Origin of the sequence: Pseudomonas sp. S36 (assembly GCF_016647875.1) — a bacterium.
Classification (GTDB): Bacteria; Pseudomonadota; Gammaproteobacteria; order Pseudomonadales; family Pseudomonadaceae; genus Aquipseudomonas; species Aquipseudomonas parafulva.
Genome location: NZ_JACVVG010000028.1, coordinates 23,311 through 46,206 on the forward strand (window position 1 = coordinate 23,311; position 22,896 = coordinate 46,206).

Sequence of the window (22,896 nt, forward strand, 5' to 3'; positions counted from 1 at the left end):
AGCGAGCGCAGCTCGCCCCAGCCTAACCGTCAAACGCCGTCAGATCGCACCACGCTGGCGAAGCGCGTCCAGCACCAACTTGACGCCTTCGTCCACGCTGGTGGCCTGGGTATCGATCACCACGTCTGCATCCAGCGGCACATCGAACGGGAAGCTCTCACCCGGGATGTTGTCGCCGCCGGCTGCGTAAAGCCCCTGTGGGTCACGCTCGCGGCACGCCAGCGGCGAGGCCTGAACGTACACCGTCACCAGGCGGTCTTTGCCGATCAGCGCCTTGGCCTGCTCACGGCCTTCGGCATCAGGGGCCACGAACGCTGCCAACGTCAGCAGCCCGGCTTCGTTGAACTGACGCGCCACATGGGCAGCGCGGCGCCAGTTTTCAGTACGCCCGGCGCGGTCCTGTGGCAGGCCCTTGTTCAGGTCATGGCGCAGGTTCTGGCCATCGAGCACATACACCGCCCGGCCCATGTCGAACAGCTTGCGCTCCACCGCATAGGCCAGGGTGCTCTTGCCGGCACCGGACAAGCCACTGAACAGCACGGTGGCAGGCTGCTGGCCGAAGCGCAGCGCACGTTCCTCGGTGGACACGTGCGCCAGTTTGCCGTGCTGGCCGGTATTGCCGTGGGGCAGCACAGGGGGCGCGATGATCATGCCCGCGCCAACGGTGCCGTTAGTCAGGCGGTCGATGACGATGAAGGCACCGGTGGTGCGGTTGCTGTCATAGCCATCCAGGGCAATAGACGCATCCAGGGCCACCTTGACCTGGCCGATCTCGTTCAGTTGCAGCGCGCTGGCACTGCCCTTCTCCAGGGTGTTCACATCCACCTTGTGGGCGATGCTGGCAACCGAGCCAGGCACGTAGCTGGTGGCACGCTTGATGTCGTACTTCTTGCCCGGCAGCATCGGCTCTTCGGCCATCCACACCAGCATGGCGTCGAACTGGTCGGTTACCGGGGGCACGTTGTCGGCATGCACCAGCAGGTCGCCACGGGAGATATCGATCTCGTCTTCCATGGTCAGCGTTACCGCCTGGCCAGGGCCTGCGCTTTCCAGTTCACCTTCGTAGGTAACAATGGATTTCACGCGGCTGCTCTTGCCCGATGGCAGCACCACGACCTCGTCGCCCTTGTGCACCACGCCGCTGGCCAGGGTACCGGCGAAGCCACGGAAGTTCAGGTTCGGCCGGTTCACGTACTGCACCGGGAAGCGCAGGTCGGTGAAGTTGCGGTCAGCCGACACTTCAACGGTTTCCAGGATTTCCATCAGCGTCGGGCCGGCATACCACGGCGAACGCTCGCTGTGGTTGACCACGTTGTCGCCCTTGAGCGCGGACATCGGCACGAAGTGCAGGCTGCTTGGCGTCAGGTTGATTGCTTCGGCGAACGCCAGGTAGTCGGCCTTGATCGACTCGAACACCTGCTCGTCAAAGCCCTTGAGGTCCATCTTGTTGACCGCGACCACAATGTGCTTGATGCCCAGCAGCGACGCGATGTAGCTGTGGCGGCGGGTTTGGGTCTGCACGCCATAGCGGGCATCAACCAGAATGATCGCCAGGTCGCAGGTGGACGCGCCGGTGGCCATGTTGCGGGTGTACTGCTCGTGGCCCGGGGTGTCGGCGATGATGAACTTGCGCTTGGCAGTGGAGAAGTAGCGGTAGGCCACATCGATGGTGATGCCCTGCTCCCGCTCGGCCTGCAGGCCGTCCACCAGCAGCGCCAGGTCGACTTCCTCGCCGGTGGTGCCAGACTTTTTCGAATCACGGGTGATGGCCTCGAGGTGGTCCTCGTAGATCATCTTCGAGTCGTGCAGCAGGCGCCCGATCAGGGTGCTCTTGCCGTCATCCACGTTGCCGCAGGTGAGGAAACGCAGCAGTTCCTTACGCTCGTGCTGGGCCAGGTAAGCGAGGATGTCCTCGCTGATCAAATCGGATTGGTGACTCATTTCATTCAAGCTCCAAGCTGTCAGCTTCAAGCGGCAAGCTTGTCGGCGTACAACTAGTTAGAAATTCTGTTGATCAACCCACTTAGCATTCGGGAGAGCTCGCGGGCTTCGTTAATCCAGCCGGTAGCCAGCCCAGCGTCGATGTAACCTATCTCACCACCGATCATCAGCTGCGTACGCAACTCCCCGCAGGACGCTTTCGCAACGCTGAGATACCAAACCTTCTCTCTGCTCCCGCGCCGCTCCATGCCCTCGGCAATATTGGACGGGATGGAAAGTGCCGACCGCGTGATCTGATCCTTGAATCCATAATCACGACACCCAGCCAGTGTCCGGTACAACTCAATGGCCAGACGCTTACTCCGTTGCCAAACTGCCAGCTTCTCAAAATCCATTACGAGCGCTCCGGGCCGCCCGCAATGCAGGCGGCAACCCACAAGGCTCAAACGCTACGCGCTCTGCTTCTGTCTTGCAGCTTGCCGCTTGTAACTTGAAGCTTAAAAATACCCTTGGCGTTTCTTGTCTTCCATGGAGCCGGCGCCATCGTGGTCGATGACCCGGCCTTGGCGCTCGGAAGTGCGCGTCAGGAGCATTTCCTGAATGATGTCGGTGAGCGTCTCGGCTTCCGACTCGACAGCGCCCGTGAGCGGGTAGCAGCCAAGGGTACGGAAACGCACCTTCTTCTTGACGATGCGGGCCTTTTCTTCCTCGGAGAGGTGTTCGAGGATGCGCTCGTCGTCGATCATGATCAGGGTACCGTTCTTTTCGATCACTTCACGCTCGGCGGCGAAGTACAGCGGCACGATCGGGATGCCTTCGAGGTAGATGTACTGCCAGATGTCCAGCTCGGTCCAGTTCGACAGCGGGAAGACGCGGATCGACTCGCCCTTGTTGACCTTGCCGTTGTACACGTTCCACAGCTCGGGGCGCTGGTTTTTCGGGTCCCAGCGGTGCTTGCTGTCGCGGAACGAATATACGCGCTCCTTGGCCCGCGACTTCTCTTCGTCGCGGCGCGCACCACCGAAGGCGGCATCGAAGCCGTGCTTGTCCAGTGCCTGCTTCAGGCCCTGGGTCTTCATGATGTCGGTGTGCTTGGAACTGCCATGGGTGAATGGGTTGATGCCCTGCGCCACCCCTTCAGGGTTGACGTGGGTGATCAGTTCCAGGCCCATTTCCTCGACCATCTTGTCGCGGAAGCGGTACATTTCCTGGAACTTCCAGCGGGTGTCGACGTGCATCACCGGGAACGGCAGCTTGCCCGGGAAGAAAGCCTTGCGCGCCAGGTGCAGCATCACGGCGGAATCCTTGCCGATCGAGTACAGCATCACCGGGTTGTCGAACTCGGCGGCCACCTCGCGGATGATGTGGATGCTTTCCGCCTCCAGCTGTTTCAAGTGCGTCAGTTTGTCGACCATGGCTACTCACGAAAAACGATCTTATGGACGGCCAGCGGGCCGTGTTCGAGCGAGCCACTCTATCACAGCAGATGCTTCTATTTAGGCGGCTGGCTAGATCGAAAGCGTCTAACCATATGACTGGGGGTTTGGGCGTTGCAGGCCAGGCCCTTCGCGGGTTAACCCGCTCCCACAGGGCTGACACGGGCCTTGAATGCTGTGCGATCCCTGTGGGGGCGAGCTTGCTGGCGATGAGGCCGCCCGGGTCAGATGGGGTTCGGGCAATCGATGAACAGGTGCTCCACGGCAAACCGCCGCGCCAGGTAATCGCCCAGCGCCTGCACGCCATACCGCTCGGTGGCGTGGTGCCCGGCGGCAATGAAGCTGACCCCATTCTCGCGGGCACTGTGGTACGTCTGCTCCGAAGCCTCACCGGTCAGGTACAGGTCCACCCCTGCGGCAATGGCATCGTCGATGTAGCCCTGCCCGCCCCCGGTGCACCAGCCTACCCGGCGAATCATCTGCTCGCCCTCCACCAGCAGCGGTTCACGGCCCAGCACCTCCTGCACCCGACGGGCAAAGTCGCGAGCGGTCATGGGTTCTGCCAGTGACCCGACCAGCCCAACCACCTTGGGGTTGGCCGGGTCCAGTGCGCCTTCGACAGTGATATCCAGCTGGCGCGCCAGCTGCACGTTGTTACCCACCTCGGGGTGCAGGTCCAGCGGCAGGTGGAACGCCAGCAGGCTGATGTCATGGTTCAGCAGGGTTTTCAGGCGTCGCTGACGAATCCCGGTGATGCAGGGGTTTTCGCCCTTCCAGAAGTAGCCGTGGTGCACCAGCACCAGGTCAGCCTGCGCCTCCACGGCCGCGTCCAGCAACGCCTGGCTGGCAGTGACGCCGCTGACGATACGGCCAACCTGGGGCCGGCCTTCGACCTGCAGGCCGTTGGGGCAATAGTCCTGGACCTTGCTGCTGCCCAGAAAGCGCTCGGCTTCCTCGACCAGGGTATTGAGAGCGACGGCCATTAAATTCTCCTCGAAATCTGCGCATCCCACAGGCACAACGCCGGCTGAACGCCCGTATAATGCCGGCCATTATGGGCCGTCGTCGGCACCGGGGGAACCGGTGCCTGCGCGTGCGGTTCACGTACCCCTGCATGCCCCACTCGGTGGCCGCTGGCCCCCTGCTCTATCCAGGACTCGTTCATGTTCAAGGCGTTGCGTTACTTTGGCTGGCCCCTGCTCACCGGTGTGCTCATTGCCGTGCTGATCATCCAGCGTTTCCCCGAGTGGGTCGGCCTGCCCAGCCAGGATGTCAACCTGCAACAGGCGCCTCAGACCACGCGCGTGGTCCAGGGCCCGGTTTCCTACGCTGATGCCGTGACCCTGGCCGCCCCCGCGGTGGTCAACCTGTACACCACCAAGGTGGTGAACAAGAGCTCGCACCCATTGTTCGAAGACCCGCAGTTCCGCCGCTTCTTCGGGGACAACCTGCCCAAGCAGCGGCGTTGGGAGTCCAGCCTGGGCTCGGCAGTCATCATGAGCCCCGAGGGTTACCTGCTCACCAACAACCACGTCACCAGCGGTGCCGACCAGATCGTCGTGGCCCTGAAAGATGGCCGCGAAACACTCGCCCGGGTTATCGGCAGCGACCCGGAAACCGACCTGGCGGTGCTGAAGATCGACCTGAAGAAACTGCCGGCCATTACCATCGGCCGCTCCGACACCATCCGTATCGGCGATGTGTCGCTGGCCATCGGCAACCCGTTCGGCGTAGGCCAGACGGTGACCATGGGCATCATCAGCGCCACCGGGCGCAACCAGCTGGGGCTGAACAACTACGAAGACTTCATCCAGACCGACGCGGCGATCAACCCGGGTAACTCCGGCGGTGCACTGGTGGATGCCAATGGCAACCTGATCGGCATCAACACCGCGATCTTCTCCAAGTCTGGCGGCTCCCAGGGCATCGGTTTTGCCATCCCGGTGAAGCTGGCGCTGGAAGTGATGAAGTCCATCGTCGAGCACGGCCAGGTGATCCGTGGCTGGTTGGGTATCGAAGTGCAGCCACTGAGCACCGAACTGGCCGAATCGTTCGGCATGAAAGACCGGCCAGGCATCGTGGTCGCGGGTATATTCCGCGAGGGGCCGGCGGCCAGGGCCGGGTTGCAGCTGGGTGACGTGATTCTGAGCATCAACGGCGAACCGGCCGGTGACGGGCGCAAGTCGATGAACCAGGTGGCGCGCATCAAGCCCAACGAGAAGATCACCATCGAGGTGATGCGCAATGGGCAGCAGCTGAAGCTGGTGGCCGAAGTAGGCCTGAGGCCGCCGCCGGCGCCAGTGGCCAAACAGGAAGAGAAATAGCCTGTAGAGGGGGCTGCAAAGCAGCCCCTGCCTGCATCAATGCAAGATCTGGCTCAGGAACAACCGGGTACGGTCACTGCGCGGCCGGTCGAAGAAATCATCCGGCGCGGCCTGCTCCACAATCTCCCCCTTGTCCATGAAGATCACCCGGTTGGCCACGGTGCGGGCAAAGCCCATCTCGTGGGTAACGCACAGCATGGTCATGCCGTCTTCAGCCAGCCCTACCATGGTATCGAGCACTTCCTTGACCATTTCCGGGTCCAGCGCCGAAGTCGGTTCGTCGAACAGCATGATCTTGGGCTTCATGCACAGGGCACGGGCAATGGCCACCCGCTGCTGCTGGCCACCGGACAACTGCCCCGGGAATTTGTGCGCCTGCTCCGGAATGCGTACCCGCTCCAGGTAGTGCATGGCGATTTCCTCGGCCTTGCGCCGCGGCATCTTGCGTACCCACATGGGCGCCAGGGTGCAGTTTTCCAGGATGCTCAGGTGCGGGAACAGGTTGAAGTGCTGGAACACCATGCCCACCTCGCGGCGGATGGCCTCGATCTGCTTCAGGTCGTTGGTCAGCTCTACCCCGTCGACCACAATGCGCCCCTGCTGGTGTTCCTCCAGGCGGTTGAGGCAGCGGATGGTGGTGGACTTGCCCGAACCCGACGGCCCGCACAGCACGATGCGCTCGCCCTGGCGCACGTTCAGGTTGATGTCCTTGAGCACATGGAACTGGCCATACCACTTGTTCACGCCCTGCATCTGGATGATGCCTTCGGGGCCAGCAGGCTGCTTGATCGCTTCACTCATTTCGAAACTCCTAACGCTTGTGGCCAGTGTCCAGCTTGCGCTCCAGATGCATGGAGTAGCGGGACATACCGAAACAGAAAATCCAGAACACCAGGGCCGCGAACACGTAGCCCTCGGTGGCCATACCCAGCCAGGCCGGGTCGGCAGCTGCTTGCTTGACGCTGTTGAGCAGGTCGAACAGGCCGATGATGATCACCAGGCTGGTGTCCTTGAACAGGGCAATGAAGGTGTTGACGATGCCGGGGATCACCAGCTTCAGTGCCTGGGGCAGGATCACCAGGCCCATCGAGCGCCAGTAACCCAGGCCCATGGCCGCCGCAGCCTCGTACTGGCCTTTGGGAATGGCCTGCAAGCCACCGCGCACCACCTCGGCGATATACGCCGACTGGAACAGAATCACACCGATCATGGCCCGCAGCAGCTTGTCGAAGCTCATGCCCTCGGGCAGGAACAACGGCAGCATCACGGACGACATGAACAGCACGGTGATCAGTGGCACGCCGCGCCAGAACTCGATGAAGGTCACACACACCACCTTCACCGCCGGCATGCGCGAGCGCCTGCCCAGCGCCAGTACAATGCCCAGGGGCAGGGCACCGACGATGCCGACCGTGGCGATGACCAGGGTCAGCATCAGCCCGCCCCACTGGCTGGTAGCCACCGTGTCCAGGCCCAGGTAGCCGCCGTGCAGCAGGGTATAGGCCAGCACCGGGTACAGCACCAGGAAGCCCAGACCGTACACCGCCTTGCGCGGGAAGCGGCTGATGAACAACGGTGCCGCGCCGAGTACCGCCAGCCACACGGTCAGGTCCACCCGCCAGCGCAACTCGGCAGGGTAGTAGCCGTACATGAACTGGCCAAAGCGCTGCTGCACGAACACCCAGCAGGCGCCCTCCTTGGTGCAATCGGCGCGGGTGGTACCCACCCAGTTGGCATCGATCAGCGCCCATTGCAGCAACGGCGGCACGATCAGCCACAGCAGATACACGGCGAACAGGGTGAGCAGTGTGTTGAGCCAGCTGGAAAACAGGTTGGCACGCATCCAGGCGAGCACGCCGACGGTTTTTACCGGTGGCGGCATGTCAGGTTTGAAAACATGGGCATTCACAGGCGTATCCTCACCGCTCGATCAGCGCAATGCGCTTGTTGTACCAGTTCATCAACAGCGAAATGCTGATGCTGATGGCGAGATAGACACTCATGGTGATGGCGATCACCTCAATGGCCTGGCCGGTCTGGTTCAACACCGTGCCGGCAAACAGCGAGACCATTTCCGGGTAGCCGATACCGGCCGCCAGCGACGAGTTCTTGGCCAGGTTCAGGTACTGGCTGGTGAGCGGCGGAATGATCACCCGCAGTGCCTGGGGGATGATCACCTTGCGCAGGGTCGGCCCTTCGCGCAGGCCCAGCGACCTTGCAGCTTCGGTCTGGCCGTGGCTCACCGAACGGATACCCGAACGCACGATCTCGGCAATGAACGCGGCGGTGTAGATGGTCAGCGCCAGGGTCAATGCCAGCAGCTCGGGGATCAGCACCCAGCCACCCACGAAGTTGAAGCCTTTCAACTGCGGCACTTCCCACTGCACGGGGCTGCCGAACAGCAGCACGCAGGCACCGGGAATGACCACGAGCAAGGCCAGGCCCACCCAGAACTTGTGAAAGGGCTCACCTGTTTCTTCGAAACGCCGGTTGGCCCGCCGCACCATCACCACCACGGCCAGCACAGCCAGGGCAACGGCGATGACGAATGGCCAGAAGCCCTCGGCCACGGAGGCCCCCGGCATGTTCAGGCCACGGTTGCTGATGAAGAAGGTGTCGTCGATGTTGATGCTGCCCCTGGGCCCCGGCAGCGTGAGAAACACCGCGAAGTACCAGAACAGGATCTGCAGCAGCGGCGGGATGTTGCGGAAGGTTTCCACATACACCGTCGCCAGCTTGTTGATCATCCAGTTCGGCGACAACCGTGCCACACCGATGATGAAGCCAAGAATGGTGGCCAGCACCACGCCGATCAGTGTCACCAGCAGGGTGTTGAGCAAGCCGATGACGAATACCCGGGCGTAGCTGTCCGATTCCACGTAGGGGATCAGGTGCTGGGCGATGCCGAAGCCGGCACTGCGGTCGAGGAAGTCGAAGCCAGAGGTAATGCCGCGGTGTTGCAGGTTGGTTTGCGTGTTGTGAAACAGGTACCAGCCCAGACCTACCACGAAGACGATGGTGAGGATCTGGAACAGCCACGCACGCACACGTGGATCGCTCAGGGATAAACCCTTTTGTGCGCCGATTCGATTTTGCATGAAATGCCCCGGAAGAGAGGGTGCCGAACTGCCTGCGGCGGCAGGATGCCGCCGCAGGGTGCAACCATCAGCGCACAGGTGGCGCGTACTGGATGCCGCCGTTGTTCCACAGGGCGTTCATGCCACGGTCGATCTTCAGGTCGGTGCTCTGGCCCAGGTTCTTCTCGAACACTTCGCCGTAGTTGCCGACTTGCTTGACGATCTGCACTACCCAGTCTTTGGGCAGCTTGAGGTCCTTGCCGTATTCACCGTCGCCACCCAGCAGGCGGGCCACGTCAGGGTTCTTGGTGCCCTTGGCTTCGGCTTCGACGTTTTTGGAGGTGATGCCCGCCTCTTCGGCGTTGAGCATGGCGAACAGCGTCCACTTGACGATGCTGAACCACTCTTCGTCGCCTTTGCGCACCACCGGGCCCAAGGGCTCCTTGGAGATGGTTTCTGGCAGCACTACATACTCGGTGGGTGCGGCCAGCTTGGAACGCTGGGCGAACAGCTGCGACTTGTCAGAGGTCAGTACGTCGCAACGGCCCGACTCCAGCGACTTGGCGCTTTCGTCAGAGGTGTCGAAGGTGATCGGGGTGTATTTCAGGTTGTTGGCGCGGAAGAAGTCCGACACGTTCAGTTCGGTGGTGGTACCTGCCTGGATGCAGATGGTAGCGCCATCGAGTTCCTTGGCGCTGGAAACACCCAGCTTCTTGTTGACCAGGAAACCGACGCCGTCGTAGTAGGTGACACCGGTGAACACCAGGCCCATGCCGGCATCGCGCGAACTGGTCCAGGTGGTGTTGCGCGACAGCACGTCGACTTCGCCCGACTGCAGGGCGGTGAAGCGTTCCTTGGCGTTGAGCTGGCTGAACTTGACCTTGGTCGCGTCGCCGAACACCGCCGCCGCTACGGCGCGGCAGACGTCGGCATCGATGCCGATGATCTTGCCCTGGGCATCCGGTACCGAGAAGCCAGGCAAGCCGTCACTCACGCCACACTGGACGAAGCCCTTCTTTTTAACCGCATCGAGGGTGGCGCCGGCCTGGGCAGTGCTCACGGCGCCCAGCGCGGCGGCAGCGGTCAGGACTGCCAGGGTGGTTTTCAACATCTTCATTCACTACCTCCACATCGCTCTTGTTGTATCGAGCCGGAATTGCACCGCACCCTTTTGAGGCGCATCCGACCCGTATTGGCTTGTTATTGGGTCAATTGGCGCAATGGGCTGTTCTGTGACAGCCTTCGCTTACAGAGGGTGTTACCGTTCCCGGCCTACCCTTTGCATCACAGATGGAATTGCAAAGCGCGTACCAGTTCGCTTGGCTGGAGCGATTAAGCCAGAGTCAAGTGGGTAAAGTTTCAGCGTTGCGACATTCTCGTTCTCGCGCGCTGCACACGCGCTTTATATTCATGCACGCTAACCGCCCAACCGCACACTTTCGGAGCAGCAATGACCGACCCACTGATCCTGGAACCCCAGACCACCGCAGATGCCTGTGTGATCTGGTTGCACGGCCTGGGGGCCGACCGTTACGACTTCCTACCTGTGGCTGAATTCATGCAGGAGCGGCTGAACAGCACGCGCTTCATCATGCCCCAGGCGCCGACCCAGCCGGTCACCATCAACGGCGGCTACGCCATGCCCAGCTGGTACGACATCAAGGCCATGAGCCCGGCCCGCGCCATCGACGAGGCGCAGCTTGACGCGTCGGCCGACCAGGTCATCGCGCTGATCAAGGCCGAGCAGGCAAAGGGCGTCAGCCTGTCACGCATCTTCCTGGCCGGTTTCTCCCAGGGCGGCGCGGTGGTGCTGCACACCGCCTATATAAAGTGGCAGGAGGCCCTGGGCGGGGTGCTGGCACTGTCTACCTACGCGCCCACGTTCAGTGAAGGGCATCAGCTCAGTGCCTGCCAGCAGCGCACCCCGGCGCTGTGCCTGCACGGCGTGCATGACCCGGTGGTGATCCCGTCGATGGGCCGTACCGCCTTCGAATACCTCAATACCTGGGGCATTGCCGCAACCTGGCAGGAGTACCCCATGGAGCACGAGGTGGTGGTCGAAGAGCTGAACGACATCTACCACTGGCTGGCCAGGCAACTTCAATAAGCCACGCCGCCTGTAGTTGTGCGTCAGTTCCACTACGCCGCGCAGGGTTCTTGCATTACACTGCCCGGCGTACATTCCTTAACCAGTTGACGAGACGACCGTGCTCAAGGCACTTAAAAAAATATTCGGCAAAGGATACGACGCCCCGCAGGCTGTCGCGCCTGCTGCCAGCGTTGCATCGCCCGCGCCCGTTTCCGAGGCCCGTCCAGTAACCCCATCCAAGCCCCCGCGCGCCAAACCTGCCCCCAAGGCCAGCCAGCCGGTGGCAACCGCGCCTGCGGCGGCAACGCCGGCAAAAGAAAAACCGCGCCGCGAGCGCAAGCCCAAGCCGCAGGCCAGCCTGTGGAAGCCGGAAGACTTCGTGGTCGAGCCGCAGGAAGGCAAAACCCGCTTCCATGACTTCAAGCTGTCCAACGAACTGATGCACGCCATCCACGACCTGGGCTTCCCGTACTGCACGCCGATCCAGGCACAGGTGCTGGGTTACACCCTGCGTGGGCAGGACGCGATCGGCAGGGCCCAGACTGGTACGGGCAAGACGGCAGCGTTTCTGATTTCGATCATTTCCCAGTTGCAGCAGACCCCACCGCCCAAAGAACGCTACATGGGCGAACCCCGTGCGCTGATCATCGCGCCTACCCGCGAGCTGGTAGTACAGATCGCCAAGGACGCTGCGGCCCTCACCAAGTACACCGGCCTGAACGTGATGAGCTTCGTCGGTGGCATGGACTTCGACAAGCAACTGAAGGCGCTGGAAGCCCGGCACTGCGACATTCTGGTGGCCACCCCAGGCCGGCTGCTGGACTTCAACCAGCGCGGCGAGGTGCACCTGGACATGGTCGAGGTGATGGTGCTGGACGAAGCGGACCGCATGCTGGACATGGGCTTCATCCCCCAGGTACGGCAGATCATCCGCCAGACCCCGCCCAAGAGCGAACGCCAGACCTTGCTGTTCTCGGCCACCTTCACCGACGACGTGATGAACCTGGCCAAGCAGTGGACGACCGACCCGGCCATCGTCGAAATCGAGCCCGAGAACGTCGCCAGCGAAACGGTCGAGCAGCATGTGTATGCGGTGGCGGGCAGCGACAAGTACAAGCTGCTGTACAACCTGGTTACCCAAAACCAGTGGGAACGGGTGATGGTGTTCGCCAACCGCAAGGACGAAGTGCGGCGCATCGAGGAAAAACTGGTGCGTGACGGCATCAATGCCGCACAGCTTTCAGGCGACGTGCCCCAGCACAAGCGTATCCGCACGCTGGAAAACTTCCGTGAAGGGCGCATCACCGTGCTGGTTGCCACCGATGTGGCCGGGCGGGGTATTCACATCGACGGCATCAGCCACGTGATCAACTTCACCTTGCCCGAAGACCCGGACGACTACGTGCACCGTATCGGCCGTACTGGCCGTGCAGGCACCAGCGGTGTGTCGATCAGCTTTGCCGGGGAGGATGACTCGTACCAGTTGCCGGCGATCGAAGAACTGCTGGGCCGCAAGATCAAGTGCGAGATGCCGCCAGATGAACTGCTGCAGCCCGTGCCGCGCAAGCATCACTGACCTGTACCGGCCTCTTCGCGGGTAAATCGGATCGCCGCACCGCCGCTCCCACAGGTAGGGCGCCTGCTCCAGCAGATAGGGTGCATGACCAAGTGGGAGCAACTGTTTTCCACAAGATCTGAAAGTTGGCTCAATCCACTGTGGGAGCCTGCCCCAACAGGTAGGGTGCATAACCAGGTGGGGGCAACTGTCTTCCACAAGATCTGAAAGTTGGGTTAATTCACTGTGGGAACCTGCCACAACAGGTAGGGTGCATGACCAGGTGGGGGCAACTGTCTCCACAAGATCTGAAAGTTGGCTCAATTCACTGTGGGAGCGGGTTTACCCGCGAACCGGGGCATAGCCCCGGCCACCCAACACAGGGCTACCAGCGCCCCGCCGCATCCTGGTCACTCTGCCTGCCCTCGACCCAGCACGGGCCGTCCCCGGTCATTTCCTTCTTCCAGAACGGCGCCCGGGTTTTCAGGTAATCCATGATGAAGTTGCAGGCATCGAACGCGGCCTGCCGGTGAGCGCTGGCCACCCCCACGAACACAATGGGCTCGCCCGGCTCCAGCCCACCGATGCGGTGCAGCACTTCGACCTTCAACAGCGGCCAGCGCTGCTGGGCCTCGGCGGCAATCTTGGCCAGGGCCTTCTCGGTCATGCCCGGGTAATGTTCAAGAAACATCCCCGCCACCTCGCGCCCTTCGTTGAAATCCCGCACGTAGCCGACAAAAGCGACAACCGCCCCCACACCCGCGTTGGCCGCGTGCATGGCATTGACTTCCAGCCCCGGGTCGAATGCAGCCTCCTGAACGCGCACAGCCATGTTCAGCCTCCTGTTACCGGCGGGAAGAACGCCACTTCATCGCCCTCTTCCAGCGGCTCATCGAGTTTGCACAGTTCTTCATTGCGTGCACACATCAGGTTCTGCTCGCCCAGCACGCCGTACGGCGCGCCCCTGGCCACCAGCGCCTGACGCACATCGTCGAGCACCGCGAATGCACCTTCGACACGCTCCGCGTCCACCCCCAGACGTTCGCGGTAACGGGCGAAATACATCACCTTTACGTTCATCAGCCTTGCACCTTGTAATGGCCACTTTTGCCGCCGAGCTTTTCCAGCAGGCGCACCTGTTCGATGACCATACCCTTGTCTACGGCTTTGCACATGTCATAAAGGGTCAGTGCCGCGACACTGGCCGCCGTCAGCGCTTCCATCTCCACACCGGTCTGCCCGGCCAGCTTGCAGCGGGCGACGATCTTAACCGCATCCTCACCCTCGGCATCAAGCTCCACCTTCACGCTGGTCAGCATCAATGGGTGGCACAACGGGATCAGGTCACTGGTCTTCTTCGCCGCCTGAATGCCGGCGATGCGCGCCACGGCAAACACATCACCCTTGGGGTGTGCGCCATCCACGATCATCTGCAAGGTTTGCGGCAGCATGCGCACCCGCGCCTCGGCGGTGGCCTCACGCTCGGTCACGGCTTTTTCAGTGACGTCGACCATGTTGGCCCGCCCCTGGGAATCAAGATGTGTCAGCACTGCTCTGCTCCTGTGAAGGGAAGCTAAAGCTTAAACCTGTGGGTCAAGTTTTGGCAGAAAAAATTGTTCCTCCGGAAGGGGGCGTATTTTCGATAAAAATTTTTTCTCCCAGAACATCGTTATGCATAAGGAAAGCATTTAACCTCCTGATATCAAAGCATTTAATTCCGAAGAAATATCCTACATAACATATATAAATTTCCTACATTCACGCACTGTTGACTTTTACCACATGGAAAATATTCTTACTCCCGAAGTCACAACGACTTCAACAACCACAACGAGGAAATAAGAATGAAAAAAATTAGCTTACAGAGCCATCTAAGCGCGCTGTCCAATAATGCCTACCACATTCTTGTGGCGCGCTTTGATCAAGCAAAAGCATTGGTAGATTAACTCTACATCCTGGGCAGCGCTTGCCTGCCCAGGACTATTAAACACAAATTCGAGATAATCATGAATTATAAACTCAACGAAGATATCGTATTCACCGTCAAAAAAGGTGTTTTCGCACTATGGAATTTAACTAATGGCGAGCAGTATCAAATATACGACACAAAGTACCTAGATAGAATTCATGAAATAACAACATTGACAGGATACAGAGCCGCTGTCGACGACATTGACAATGAACTTATCGACGCCGGCATACTAGAGCTAGTAACGACAAACAAAGACATTGATGAAGCACATTCACAGTGGGGATGGGACGATATTGCAAAGATATTCCACTTGGGTACAAAACATAACTTCCCATGTGACCTATCTAATGAGCTAGAGAACCCTGAGGCTGCTTACGTTGACTTTTGCGAGAGTATCGCAGGCAATATGCCTGCGATTCACATAGAACGGGCTGGGCCTATAACGAGGTTACCAGCACCCTGTCTATATGAACTAGAGACCCCATTACTAAGCGTATTGAAAAATAGAAAAACTAGTCGTCACTTCAAAAACTTAGAAACCGACATCAGCATTGTTTCTGACTTATTATTTTCCACTTTTGGAAAATTTCATGGAGACATACATGAAAAAGCATTAGCTGCACGCGGGATAAGAACGATTGGCTATAGACGCTCATCGCCCAGCGCCGGATGCTTACAAGCTACAGAGGCCTATCTAATTGCTCTTAATGTACATGGCCTTAAGAAAGGTGTATATCATTATAGACCACAAGACCACGCACTATCCCTGATCAATAATGAAGTTATCGAACTCAGTAAAACACTATGCCATCAAACATTTGCAACAGAGGCATCCTTTCTTATTGCGATGACGTCGAGATTTGACAAGCTCTGGTGGAAATATCCTCACTCAAGAGCATACCGTTCAGCTCTACTGGAGGTCGGCCATCTTTCTCAGACATTTAACTTATCCGCAACTGCGTACAAGTTAAACACTTGGATAAGCGGGTATTTCATTGACAATATGCTCAATGAGCTTTTGAAAGTTGACGGCATTAACGAACACTCCCTCTTCGTAATGGCTGGCGGCCCTGGTTTCTCCGACCCCATATCTCCAAATATGCAGAAGCTAATCTAGGAGTGCTCATATGGATTACACGCAACAGCGTCGTGAGGCCTCCGAAGCTGCACGAAAAATAGGTGACCAGCTTTTCAACAAACAACAACTTAGTCTCGCGGCAACCGCCTACAACAAAAGCCTAGACCTCGACAATAAAAACATAAAGACACTTAATAATCTTGGCGTACTCTACGAGAAATTAGGAGAAACAGAAAAATCCATTGAACTATACAGAAGAGCGTGTTCGCAACTGAAAGACAAAACAATAAATGATCATACATATTACGGAAATCTAGCACGCGCCTGCCATTCCATTAAAGAAACCCGTTTGGGCCTCTGGGCATACGAAAAAACTATAGAAGCAGAAAGCACAACAACGTATGAGACCGCCGTAAATTATCTCGACTTACTTTCCAATACCGACGCAGCCTCGGGTAACAGACAAACGCTATCGACGCTAGAGAAAATTTCTAACATTGAAAAAATCGACCACGAATTGCTCCTATATATTTATTATAAAAACATAGTAACAAGCTCTACAATAGACATAACACAGCCCCATTGGCCATCCCAACTAGTGAAACACCTATCCAAACATAAACTCGCATTCAAGTTTTTAACTAAACACATCATAACAAACCCTGTACTTGAGAATTTACTCGAACGCTCAAAAAAACACTTGCCAGATCTCGATAAAAAACATAAAGCCTGGCTGTCCGCAGTTATTGACTCTCAACATCTATTATCTCAACACGCATTCAACAGCGACGGATCTGAAATTCGCCAAATCATCTCAGGCAGCCAAAGCTCATCAAAAATATTTATCCGAAAGCCAAGAAGGCAGAATAATTCGCTTAATAAGCTTACCCATGCCACTTCGAGAGACCCCCTAAGATCTTTTTACGAATCCAACCCCTACCCAAAATGGAGATACTTGCCACATCACTCACCCAGCACAATTGATAACTACTTCGCTCAAACGGGGTTAACCAACACAAATAGTCCTTCACTCAAAATCAAAATACTCGTTGCAGGTTGTGGCACAGGCCGCCATGCAATACAGGTGGCCCTTAACTATCCGGACGCTCAAATAATTGGAATAGACATAAGTTTCCCAAGCCTACAATATGCCAACATTATGAAACAGAAGCATAATGTTGATAATGTCACTTTTATTCATAGCAGTATATTTGACGTAACGGATCTGAAAATAAAATTTCACATAATCGAATGCATTGGAGTTTTACACCATCTTAGACAACCTTGCAGAGCCATAAAGTCTTTATTGATGGTGCTACGCAAAAACGGAATTTTAAAGTTAGGCCTCTACAGTAAGGTAGCCAGAGCACCCATCGATACATTGAAGAAAAAATGCATCATGCACAAAATTGCATATTCTCCAAACAACATTCTAGAAATAAGGAGGTTAGCGATCACTCAATCTTCCGACGAATTTGAGAGCATCCTCTGGTCGAGAGACTTTTACTCTCACCAAGGGTGTATGGATCTATTATTCAATCCTCACGAGTATAATTATACACCCAAAAGAATCTACGACCTACTACGCACACATAATCTAGACTTCTGCGGTTTCGACAACCATTTTACTTGCGCCCCCGCCTATACAAAATTCAATAGCGGGAAAGAACCTAGAGAATTACTTCGGAAATGGCAAGCATTTGAATCGCTAAACCCCACAGCATTTTCTAACATGTACTTATTTTGGGTCAAACCAAGGAATACACATGAAAATCGTAAGTTATAACCTCGGTCATGACGGTCAGATTTGCCTAATTGAAAATAACAAACTCTTATTTAGTCACGAAGCTGAAAAGGATAGTAATCCAAGGTACTCTGCCAACTCACCAAGCGATCTTCTAAAAACTCTTATATCAATCAACAATGATTATGACGCCATCGCCATTAGTGGCTGGGCAAAAGGGCATGACCCTCGAAACACTCCGATTGATGGCGGATATCTTGGGCTAAATTACAACGTTGAGTATAATAACTACAAGACATGGGTATACTGCAGCCATGAACTCTCACACATAGTATGCTCCTACGCACTTTCAAAATACGCAGACATAAGCGATTGCTATGTCCTTCTATTAGAAGGGTACATTGGCAACCTCTACTACATTAATAAAAACCTACATGTAGAGTTACTCCAAAATATCACTCAAAGTCCTGGCTTAAGGTATTCATTCGCATTTGGTATAGCAGACCCTCTTTTCAATCTCCCCAACGGTTATTGCCGCTTGGGCGACGCAGGAAAAATGATGGCGCTTGCTGGTCTTGGACAAAACTCACCGACGAGCAACGAAGAACAGGAAATTCTCGACTACCTTATTAACGCCTCTTCCCCGATAGATACATTTTGCAAAGCCGACCTTGCAAATTCAACGTATTACAATATCGGCCCCCACACGCAACCCTTCTGCGATCTTGCAAAAAAAATATCGAACAACCTATTCGAGCATATTAAGTCAAAAATACTCAGACATATAAACAAGCGTGTTCCATTATTGATCTCAGGCGGATGTGGACTGAACTGTGACTGGAACAGAAAATGGGAAGAAAGCGGTTTATTTACAGATGTATTCGTTCCCCCTTGCACTAATGACACTGGCGTAGCTATCGGAGCGGCCGCACTAGCTCAGAAGCTTATGACTGGACGGTGCGGCTTAGATTGGAGTGTTTACTCTGGCCAACCCTTCTCACATCAACGTGAACTTACTGCAAGCTCTAACTACACTTCGTGTCCACTACAACTCCACATTATCTGCAAAAAGATCCTCAAAGGTGAAATAATTTGTTGGGTGCAAGGACGCTGTGAAATTGGCCCAAGAGCACTTGGCAATCGCTCAATCTTGGCATCTCCATTCTGCAAAACAACCACACATAAATTGAACAAAATAAAAAAAAGAGAAAACTATCGTCCTATAGCACCGATATGCTTAGAACAAGATGCGCCCCAGCATTTCGAGAACTGCGAAACCAGCAAATTTATGTTGTCATTCTACAGAGTAATTAATCCTAAGCTTCAAGCTATCACCCATTCTGACGGCACTGCACGCGTTCAAACCGTTGCACATGACGACAATCCTTTACTATATAGCCTGTTAACGGCTTTCAAAGAAGTCAGTGGCGCCGGAGTTTTGTGTAACACATCACTCAATTTCAGTGGAACAGGCTTCATTAACAATCGCTCTGATTTGGAAAAATTTTGCACTGATAACGAGATTTTGACATTTGTGATTGATGACACTATGTACACGAGGATGGGGTAAAGAGGATGGAGAGCATAAGAATTAGACAATATTTTTACCTGTATGGCATACGATTTTGTAGCTCCGCGACAGTTTGGCTTGACTTTATTTTGATATTTTCAACGCTGACTTTCATATTTGATGCGCAAGCCGAAACGTTAGCGCTTGCAGCGGCACTTTATGGCCTACCTTCTTTAATATTAGGCCCATATATTGGATCATTACCTGATCGCTATTCGCCACATGCAATTGTCGCAGTTAGCTTTTGTGTGAGAGCCGTGATCGCAATTTTTCTATTTCAAGCCTACAGCCTGGAATTTTTCTTGGCCTTTATTGCCCTAAAAGGGCTATCAAACCTCGGATCCACTCCAGCTGAAATCGTACTTACAACCAGGCTCCTTCCCCCTGAAAGCGTAATAAAAAATACATCATTAGTAAGCATCACTGATCAAACCATAAAAATAGTAGCACCACTTGCCGCTGGGCTATCTATTAGCATGAGCAATAGCACTTACGGATTTTTAATTTCCGGACTAACAAGTATTAACGGCTTAGTATTCGTGTGGCTATTGAAGCCAAACTCAGCTCACACAAAAAAATGCAACACCACTAGGCAAAAATCCAGCCTACGCGAGGTGATTGATTTTTTTGTGTCTCATACGACCGCTCAAGCATTTCTTTTATGTATGTTAATTCAGTCAGCCGCATTGGGGACCTATGATTCTCTTTTAAGTCTTTTCATGAGAGAACTCAGCCTTAGCTCTACATCGTTCGGTCAAGCTGTAAGCGCGACGGCACTAGGCGGGATAATAGCTGGGTTCGCTTTCCCGAAACTATATCGACGACACACTCTACTTTGCGCAACTGTCGCCTCTTCTATTTTTGGCGTTTGTTTATTAACCGTAGGCACTGCGGGTCTTAACTATGCGTTATTTGGAAATTATTCATTTCCAGTTCTTTTTTTGATTGCTGGCTTTGCTTATGGACTAACCTCTCAAGGTTTCACTTCGACTCTTCAGCTCACCTGTCCCAGCAATATTTTAGGTACGGCGTTTTCCACTGCAAGAAGCTGTTCAATTTCCCTATTTGTTGTCCTTCCTGCTGCAGGAGCATGGTTAGCAGGAGTAACAAGTACCGCCAGCGTTATCATGACAACAGGCTTGATAACATTAATCAGCGCTGTTCTTTTACATGCCTATTACCTGCAGCATGAGATAACAGCTGGCTCGTAGCAGCAGTTGCAAGCCTGTAGAAGCAGGCTTGCAACGTAGAACGCCAATATTACATGTGCGACTCGGCGTACTCGGCCAGCACCGACCGCGGCACACCCTGCAGGGTGATGTGCACGCCGTGGGGGAAGTCCTTGAAGCGCTCGGTGAGGTAGGTAAGGCCCGAGCTGGTGGCGGACAGGTAAGGTGTGTCGATCTGCGCCAGGTTACCCAGGCACACCACCTTGGAGCCGGCACCGGCACGGGTGATGATGGTTTTCATCTGGTGCGGGGTGAGGTTCTGGCATTCATCGATGAGGATCAGGCTCTGCTGGAAGCTGCGCCCACGGATGTAGTTCAGCGACTTGAATTGCAACGGTACCCGCTCGAGGATGTACTCCACGCTGCCATGGGTGCTTTCGTCATCCATGTGCAAGGCTTCGAGGTTGTCGGTGATCGCACCCAGCCAAGGCTCCATCTTCTCGGCCTCGGTTCCCGGCAGGAAGCCGATCTCCTGGTCCAGCCCCTGCACGCTGCGGGTGGCGATGATGCGCCGGTAGCGCTTGCTGACCATGGTCTGCTCGATGGCGGCAGCCAGTGCCAGGATGGTCTTGCCCGAGCCCGCAGCGCCGGTCAGGTTGACCAGGTGGATGTCTGGGTCCAGCAGGGCGAACAACGCCAGGCTCTGGTGAATATCCCGTGGCTTCAGGCCCCAGGCTTCTTGGTGCAGCAGCGGCTCCTGGTGCAGGTCGAGCAGCAGCAGTTCGTTTTCACGGATGCCTTTGATCCAGCCAACGAAGCCCTGCTCGTCGATGATGAACTCGTTGACGTGCACCGCCGGCAGGTTCTCGGCCAGTTGCACACGGTGCCAGGTACGGCCACGTTCCTGGCGCGTATCCACCTTGTTCACCCGGTCCCAGAACGAACCTGTGACCGAGTGGTACCCCTTGGACAGCAGCGACACGTCGTCTACCAACTGGTCGGTGCTGTAGTCTTCGGCCGCAATGCCACAGGCGCGGGCCTTCAAGCGCATGTTGATGTCTTTGGTGACCAGCACCACGTCCAGGTCGGTGCGCCGCGCCCGCACTTCCAGCAGCTGGTTGATGATGATGTTGTCGTTGAGGGTTTCCGGCAGCAGGCGATTAGGCTCGTTGCGCGGGGTCATCAGAATGGACAAGAAGCCCTTGGGCCCGCTCTTGCCACGCTGGATGGGTACACCCTGCTCGACAACGCTGGGTGAGGCGTCCCCCAGGGTCTGGTCGATCAGGCGGATGGCCTGGCGGCATTCGGCGGCGATGCTCTGTTTGCCGGCCTTGAGCTTGTCGAGTTCCTCCAGCACCGTCATCGGGATGGCGACGTGATGCTCCTCGAAGTTGAGTAATGCGTTAGGGTCGTGAATCAGGACGTTGGTATCGAGCACATAGAGGATTGGCTTGCTGGAGGAAGGGGTGCGTCCTTGGTCATCCATACTCGGTCACCTTATGTCGAAGCCACACGGCGCGGTCTGTTACGCCGCAAAGTGACTGCCGGTCTCCCCGTATCCGCGTTGTTACGGGCGGGAAGCGAACCTGGCCAGGTGAGCCTGTATGACGCCACCTGTGCTGCAGGAATCGGCTGTCTGGTTTCTTCATACCGCAAAAGGCATGACCGGAAAAAGCATTTTTACGCGTTTTTGAAGTTTATTTTTCCGATTGACGAACTGCCCTTGGCGGGGCGGCCAGGCGGGTCTACAGTCAGAAGTCAGATTGCTCATTGTGCATAAGCATATTCCTTGCAGCCCTGCCAGCCGATGCCGCTCTGTGCGGTGTGCTCCAGCAGCCATTGCACGGCCGGCTGGGCTTTGGGCAGGGCATCGTGAAACTGGATCACCCCCTTGCGCCACAGCAGCATCAAGGTCAGCACTCGCTGGGCCGAGGTCTGGGCATCCAGCGCACCGTCATCCTGGGCGTCGATGTCCCACAGTGACACGCGCAGTTGCTGGCTGGCCATGAACGCGTCCCCATCCGCCCTGCGCTGGCCATAGGGGGGCCTGAACAATGGCACGTATTGCTCAGGCAGGTCTGCCTGCACCCGCCCCTGGCTGCGCCTGAGCGAGTCCTGCCAGCCATTCCACTGCGCGTGGGACCTGTACTCCCAGCCCTGAATACCTACGCACTGCCCGTCATACAACGTGCGCAGGGCGTCGAGCGAGGTGCCCTCGCGACGTTGCTGCAAACGGTTGCCCAGGACGAAAAAAGTCCCTTCCAGCTTCTGCCCGCGCAGGTAGTCGGCCAACGTATCGGTACTGCCACCCACCGGCCCCGGCCCACCGACGAAGGTGAGCAGAAACAGCCGGTCGTTCAGTTCGTCGCCGTTGCGCTCGGCCGGTGACAGCCGCTCCACCTCACTGCTGGTTTGCGGCATCAACGCCGCCTTGCGCAGCTGCTCGTCCAGGTAGCGCACATGGAAGCGGTGGCTGGGTTCGACCCAGCCGGTGTAGAACGCGCCAACATCGGCAGCGAAGGTAGCGGCTTGCGTGCGCAGTTCTGCCATGGAGGTGACGGCGTAGCAGAACGAGGCATCCTGCTCGCAACTGCGCTGGGCCTGCTGGTAACCGCTCCACAGGCGCTGCCACATGCGCGCCCGCACCAGGCGCACCTTGTGCAGGTTGATCTGGCGCAGCCCCAGCCGCGCCGCCAGCGCCGCATCGTCGAGCAGCTCGCTTTCATGCAGCACCTGGGCAAACGACAGTATCTCGGCACGCGACGCCACGTCGAACAGCACCGGGCTGTCCAACTGCTCGGGCCACAGGCTGCGGTCCAGGCTCACCTGGTCGCTGGGCGCGGCGTGCACGGCCACGCTCAGCAGCGCGGCCAGCAGGGCTGAGGCTATGCGCACGGTCCAAGGCTCCCCAATGGCAAAACAGGCACTATAGCGCCTGCAC

General features: G+C 56.8%; 20 protein-coding genes. 7 read left to right on the plus strand and 13 right to left on the minus strand.

Going from position 1 to position 22,896, the window contains the following annotated elements; translation table 11 throughout:
• Window positions 1-39: 39 nt before the first annotated feature.
• From cysN to IAE36_RS16120, 4 genes are all read right to left on the minus strand, one after another.
• Window positions 40-1,941 carry a sulfate adenylyltransferase subunit CysN gene (gene cysN / locus IAE36_RS16105; protein WP_201213419.1) on the minus strand — a complete coding sequence of 634 codons (1,902 nt, stop codon included), beginning with the start codon at window positions 1,939-1,941 and terminating at the stop codon, window positions 40-42.
• Between the two features lie 53 nt (window positions 1,942-1,994).
• Complete coding sequence (locus IAE36_RS16110) at window positions 1,995-2,336, minus strand: four helix bundle protein (RefSeq protein WP_201213420.1); 342 nt, start codon at window positions 2,334-2,336, stop codon at window positions 1,995-1,997.
• Between the two features lie 102 nt (window positions 2,337-2,438).
• On the minus strand, window positions 2,439-3,356 hold the full coding sequence (cysD, locus tag IAE36_RS16115) for a sulfate adenylyltransferase subunit CysD (protein WP_028635217.1): 918 nt from the start codon (window positions 3,354-3,356) through the stop codon (window positions 2,439-2,441).
• 245 nt (window positions 3,357-3,601) lie between these two features.
• Entirely contained in the window at window positions 3,602-4,360 is a 759-nt protein-coding gene (locus tag IAE36_RS16120) for a Nif3-like dinuclear metal center hexameric protein (protein WP_060483249.1), read from the minus strand.
• Window positions 4,361-4,540: 180 nt separating this feature from the next.
• Between IAE36_RS16120 and algW the strand changes: the two genes are divergently transcribed.
• Complete coding sequence (gene algW / locus IAE36_RS16125; protein ID WP_028635219.1) at window positions 4,541-5,701, plus strand: Do family serine endopeptidase AlgW; 1,161 nt, start codon at window positions 4,541-4,543, stop codon at window positions 5,699-5,701.
• A gap of 36 nt (window positions 5,702-5,737) precedes the next feature.
• Here the strand turns inward: algW and IAE36_RS16130 are convergent, their stop codons facing one another.
• From IAE36_RS16130 to IAE36_RS16145, 4 genes are all read right to left on the minus strand, one after another.
• A complete protein-coding gene (locus IAE36_RS16130; protein WP_028635220.1) occupies window positions 5,738-6,502 on the minus strand; it encodes an amino acid ABC transporter ATP-binding protein in 765 nt (254 codons plus the stop codon).
• 10 nt (window positions 6,503-6,512) lie between these two features.
• Window positions 6,513-7,610: an amino acid ABC transporter permease gene (locus tag IAE36_RS16135; protein ID WP_028635221.1), complete on the minus strand. Its 1,098-nt coding sequence runs from the start codon at window positions 7,608-7,610 to the stop codon at window positions 6,513-6,515.
• A gap of 10 nt (window positions 7,611-7,620) precedes the next feature.
• Window positions 7,621-8,799, minus strand: coding sequence for an amino acid ABC transporter permease (locus IAE36_RS16140; RefSeq protein ID WP_201213421.1), 1,179 nt, complete (start codon window positions 8,797-8,799; stop codon window positions 7,621-7,623).
• Between the two features lie 67 nt (window positions 8,800-8,866).
• The gene (locus IAE36_RS16145; RefSeq protein ID WP_028635223.1) at window positions 8,867-9,895 is read right to left on the minus strand and encodes an amino acid ABC transporter substrate-binding protein; all 1,029 of its coding nucleotides are present in this window, start codon (window positions 9,893-9,895) and stop codon (window positions 8,867-8,869) included.
• 333 nt (window positions 9,896-10,228) lie between these two features.
• On the opposite strand from IAE36_RS16145, the gene IAE36_RS16150 reads away from it, so the two are divergent.
• Both IAE36_RS16150 and rhlB read left to right on the plus strand, forming a co-directional pair.
• Window positions 10,229-10,885, plus strand: a complete 657-nt coding sequence (locus tag IAE36_RS16150; protein WP_028635224.1) for an alpha/beta hydrolase — start codon at window positions 10,229-10,231, stop codon at window positions 10,883-10,885.
• Window positions 10,886-10,985: 100 nt separating this feature from the next.
• Complete coding sequence (gene rhlB / locus IAE36_RS16155; RefSeq protein ID WP_201213422.1) at window positions 10,986-12,443, plus strand: ATP-dependent RNA helicase RhlB; 1,458 nt, start codon at window positions 10,986-10,988, stop codon at window positions 12,441-12,443.
• Between the two features lie 364 nt (window positions 12,444-12,807).
• Here the strand turns inward: rhlB and moaE are convergent, their stop codons facing one another.
• The 3 genes from moaE to moaC are packed head-to-tail and all read right to left on the minus strand — an operon-like array spanning window position 12,808 to window position 13,972.
• The gene (gene moaE, locus IAE36_RS16160) at window positions 12,808-13,254 is read right to left on the minus strand and encodes a molybdopterin synthase catalytic subunit MoaE (protein WP_201213424.1); all 447 of its coding nucleotides are present in this window, start codon (window positions 13,252-13,254) and stop codon (window positions 12,808-12,810) included.
• 2 nt (window positions 13,255-13,256) lie between these two features.
• The gene (locus IAE36_RS16165; protein WP_201213426.1) at window positions 13,257-13,502 is read right to left on the minus strand and encodes a MoaD/ThiS family protein; all 246 of its coding nucleotides are present in this window, start codon (window positions 13,500-13,502) and stop codon (window positions 13,257-13,259) included.
• A complete protein-coding gene (moaC, locus tag IAE36_RS16170; protein ID WP_028635228.1) occupies window positions 13,502-13,972 on the minus strand; it encodes a cyclic pyranopterin monophosphate synthase MoaC in 471 nt (156 codons plus the stop codon). Before moaC ends, IAE36_RS16165 begins: the two co-directional genes overlap by 1 nt.
• Window positions 13,973-14,428: 456 nt before the next feature.
• Here moaC and IAE36_RS16175 point away from each other — a divergent pair, with 456 nt between their 5' ends.
• From IAE36_RS16175 to IAE36_RS16190, 4 genes are read left to right on the plus strand one after another with little or no spacing between them, the layout of a single operon-like run.
• The gene (locus IAE36_RS16175) at window positions 14,429-15,511 is read left to right on the plus strand and encodes a SagB/ThcOx family dehydrogenase (protein ID WP_201213427.1); all 1,083 of its coding nucleotides are present in this window, start codon (window positions 14,429-14,431) and stop codon (window positions 15,509-15,511) included.
• Window positions 15,512-15,521: 10 nt separating this feature from the next.
• On the plus strand, window positions 15,522-17,258 hold the full coding sequence (locus IAE36_RS16180) for a methyltransferase domain-containing protein (protein ID WP_201213429.1): 1,737 nt from the start codon (window positions 15,522-15,524) through the stop codon (window positions 17,256-17,258).
• Window positions 17,239-18,786, plus strand: coding sequence for a carbamoyltransferase C-terminal domain-containing protein (locus tag IAE36_RS16185; protein ID WP_201213431.1), 1,548 nt, complete (start codon window positions 17,239-17,241; stop codon window positions 18,784-18,786). Before IAE36_RS16180 ends, IAE36_RS16185 begins: the two co-directional genes overlap by 20 nt.
• Window positions 18,787-18,791: 5 nt before the next feature.
• On the plus strand, window positions 18,792-19,997 hold the full coding sequence (locus tag IAE36_RS16190) for an MFS transporter (protein ID WP_201213433.1): 1,206 nt from the start codon (window positions 18,792-18,794) through the stop codon (window positions 19,995-19,997).
• A gap of 49 nt (window positions 19,998-20,046) precedes the next feature.
• Here IAE36_RS16190 and IAE36_RS16195 read toward each other — a convergent pair whose 3' ends face one another.
• Both IAE36_RS16195 and IAE36_RS16200 read right to left on the minus strand, forming a co-directional pair.
• Window positions 20,047-21,441, minus strand: a complete 1,395-nt coding sequence (locus IAE36_RS16195) for a PhoH family protein (protein WP_028635229.1) — start codon at window positions 21,439-21,441, stop codon at window positions 20,047-20,049.
• Window positions 21,442-21,722: 281 nt separating this feature from the next.
• The gene (locus IAE36_RS16200; protein ID WP_201213435.1) at window positions 21,723-22,850 is read right to left on the minus strand and encodes a polysaccharide deacetylase family protein; all 1,128 of its coding nucleotides are present in this window, start codon (window positions 22,848-22,850) and stop codon (window positions 21,723-21,725) included.
• Window positions 22,851-22,896 lie beyond the last annotated feature (46 nt).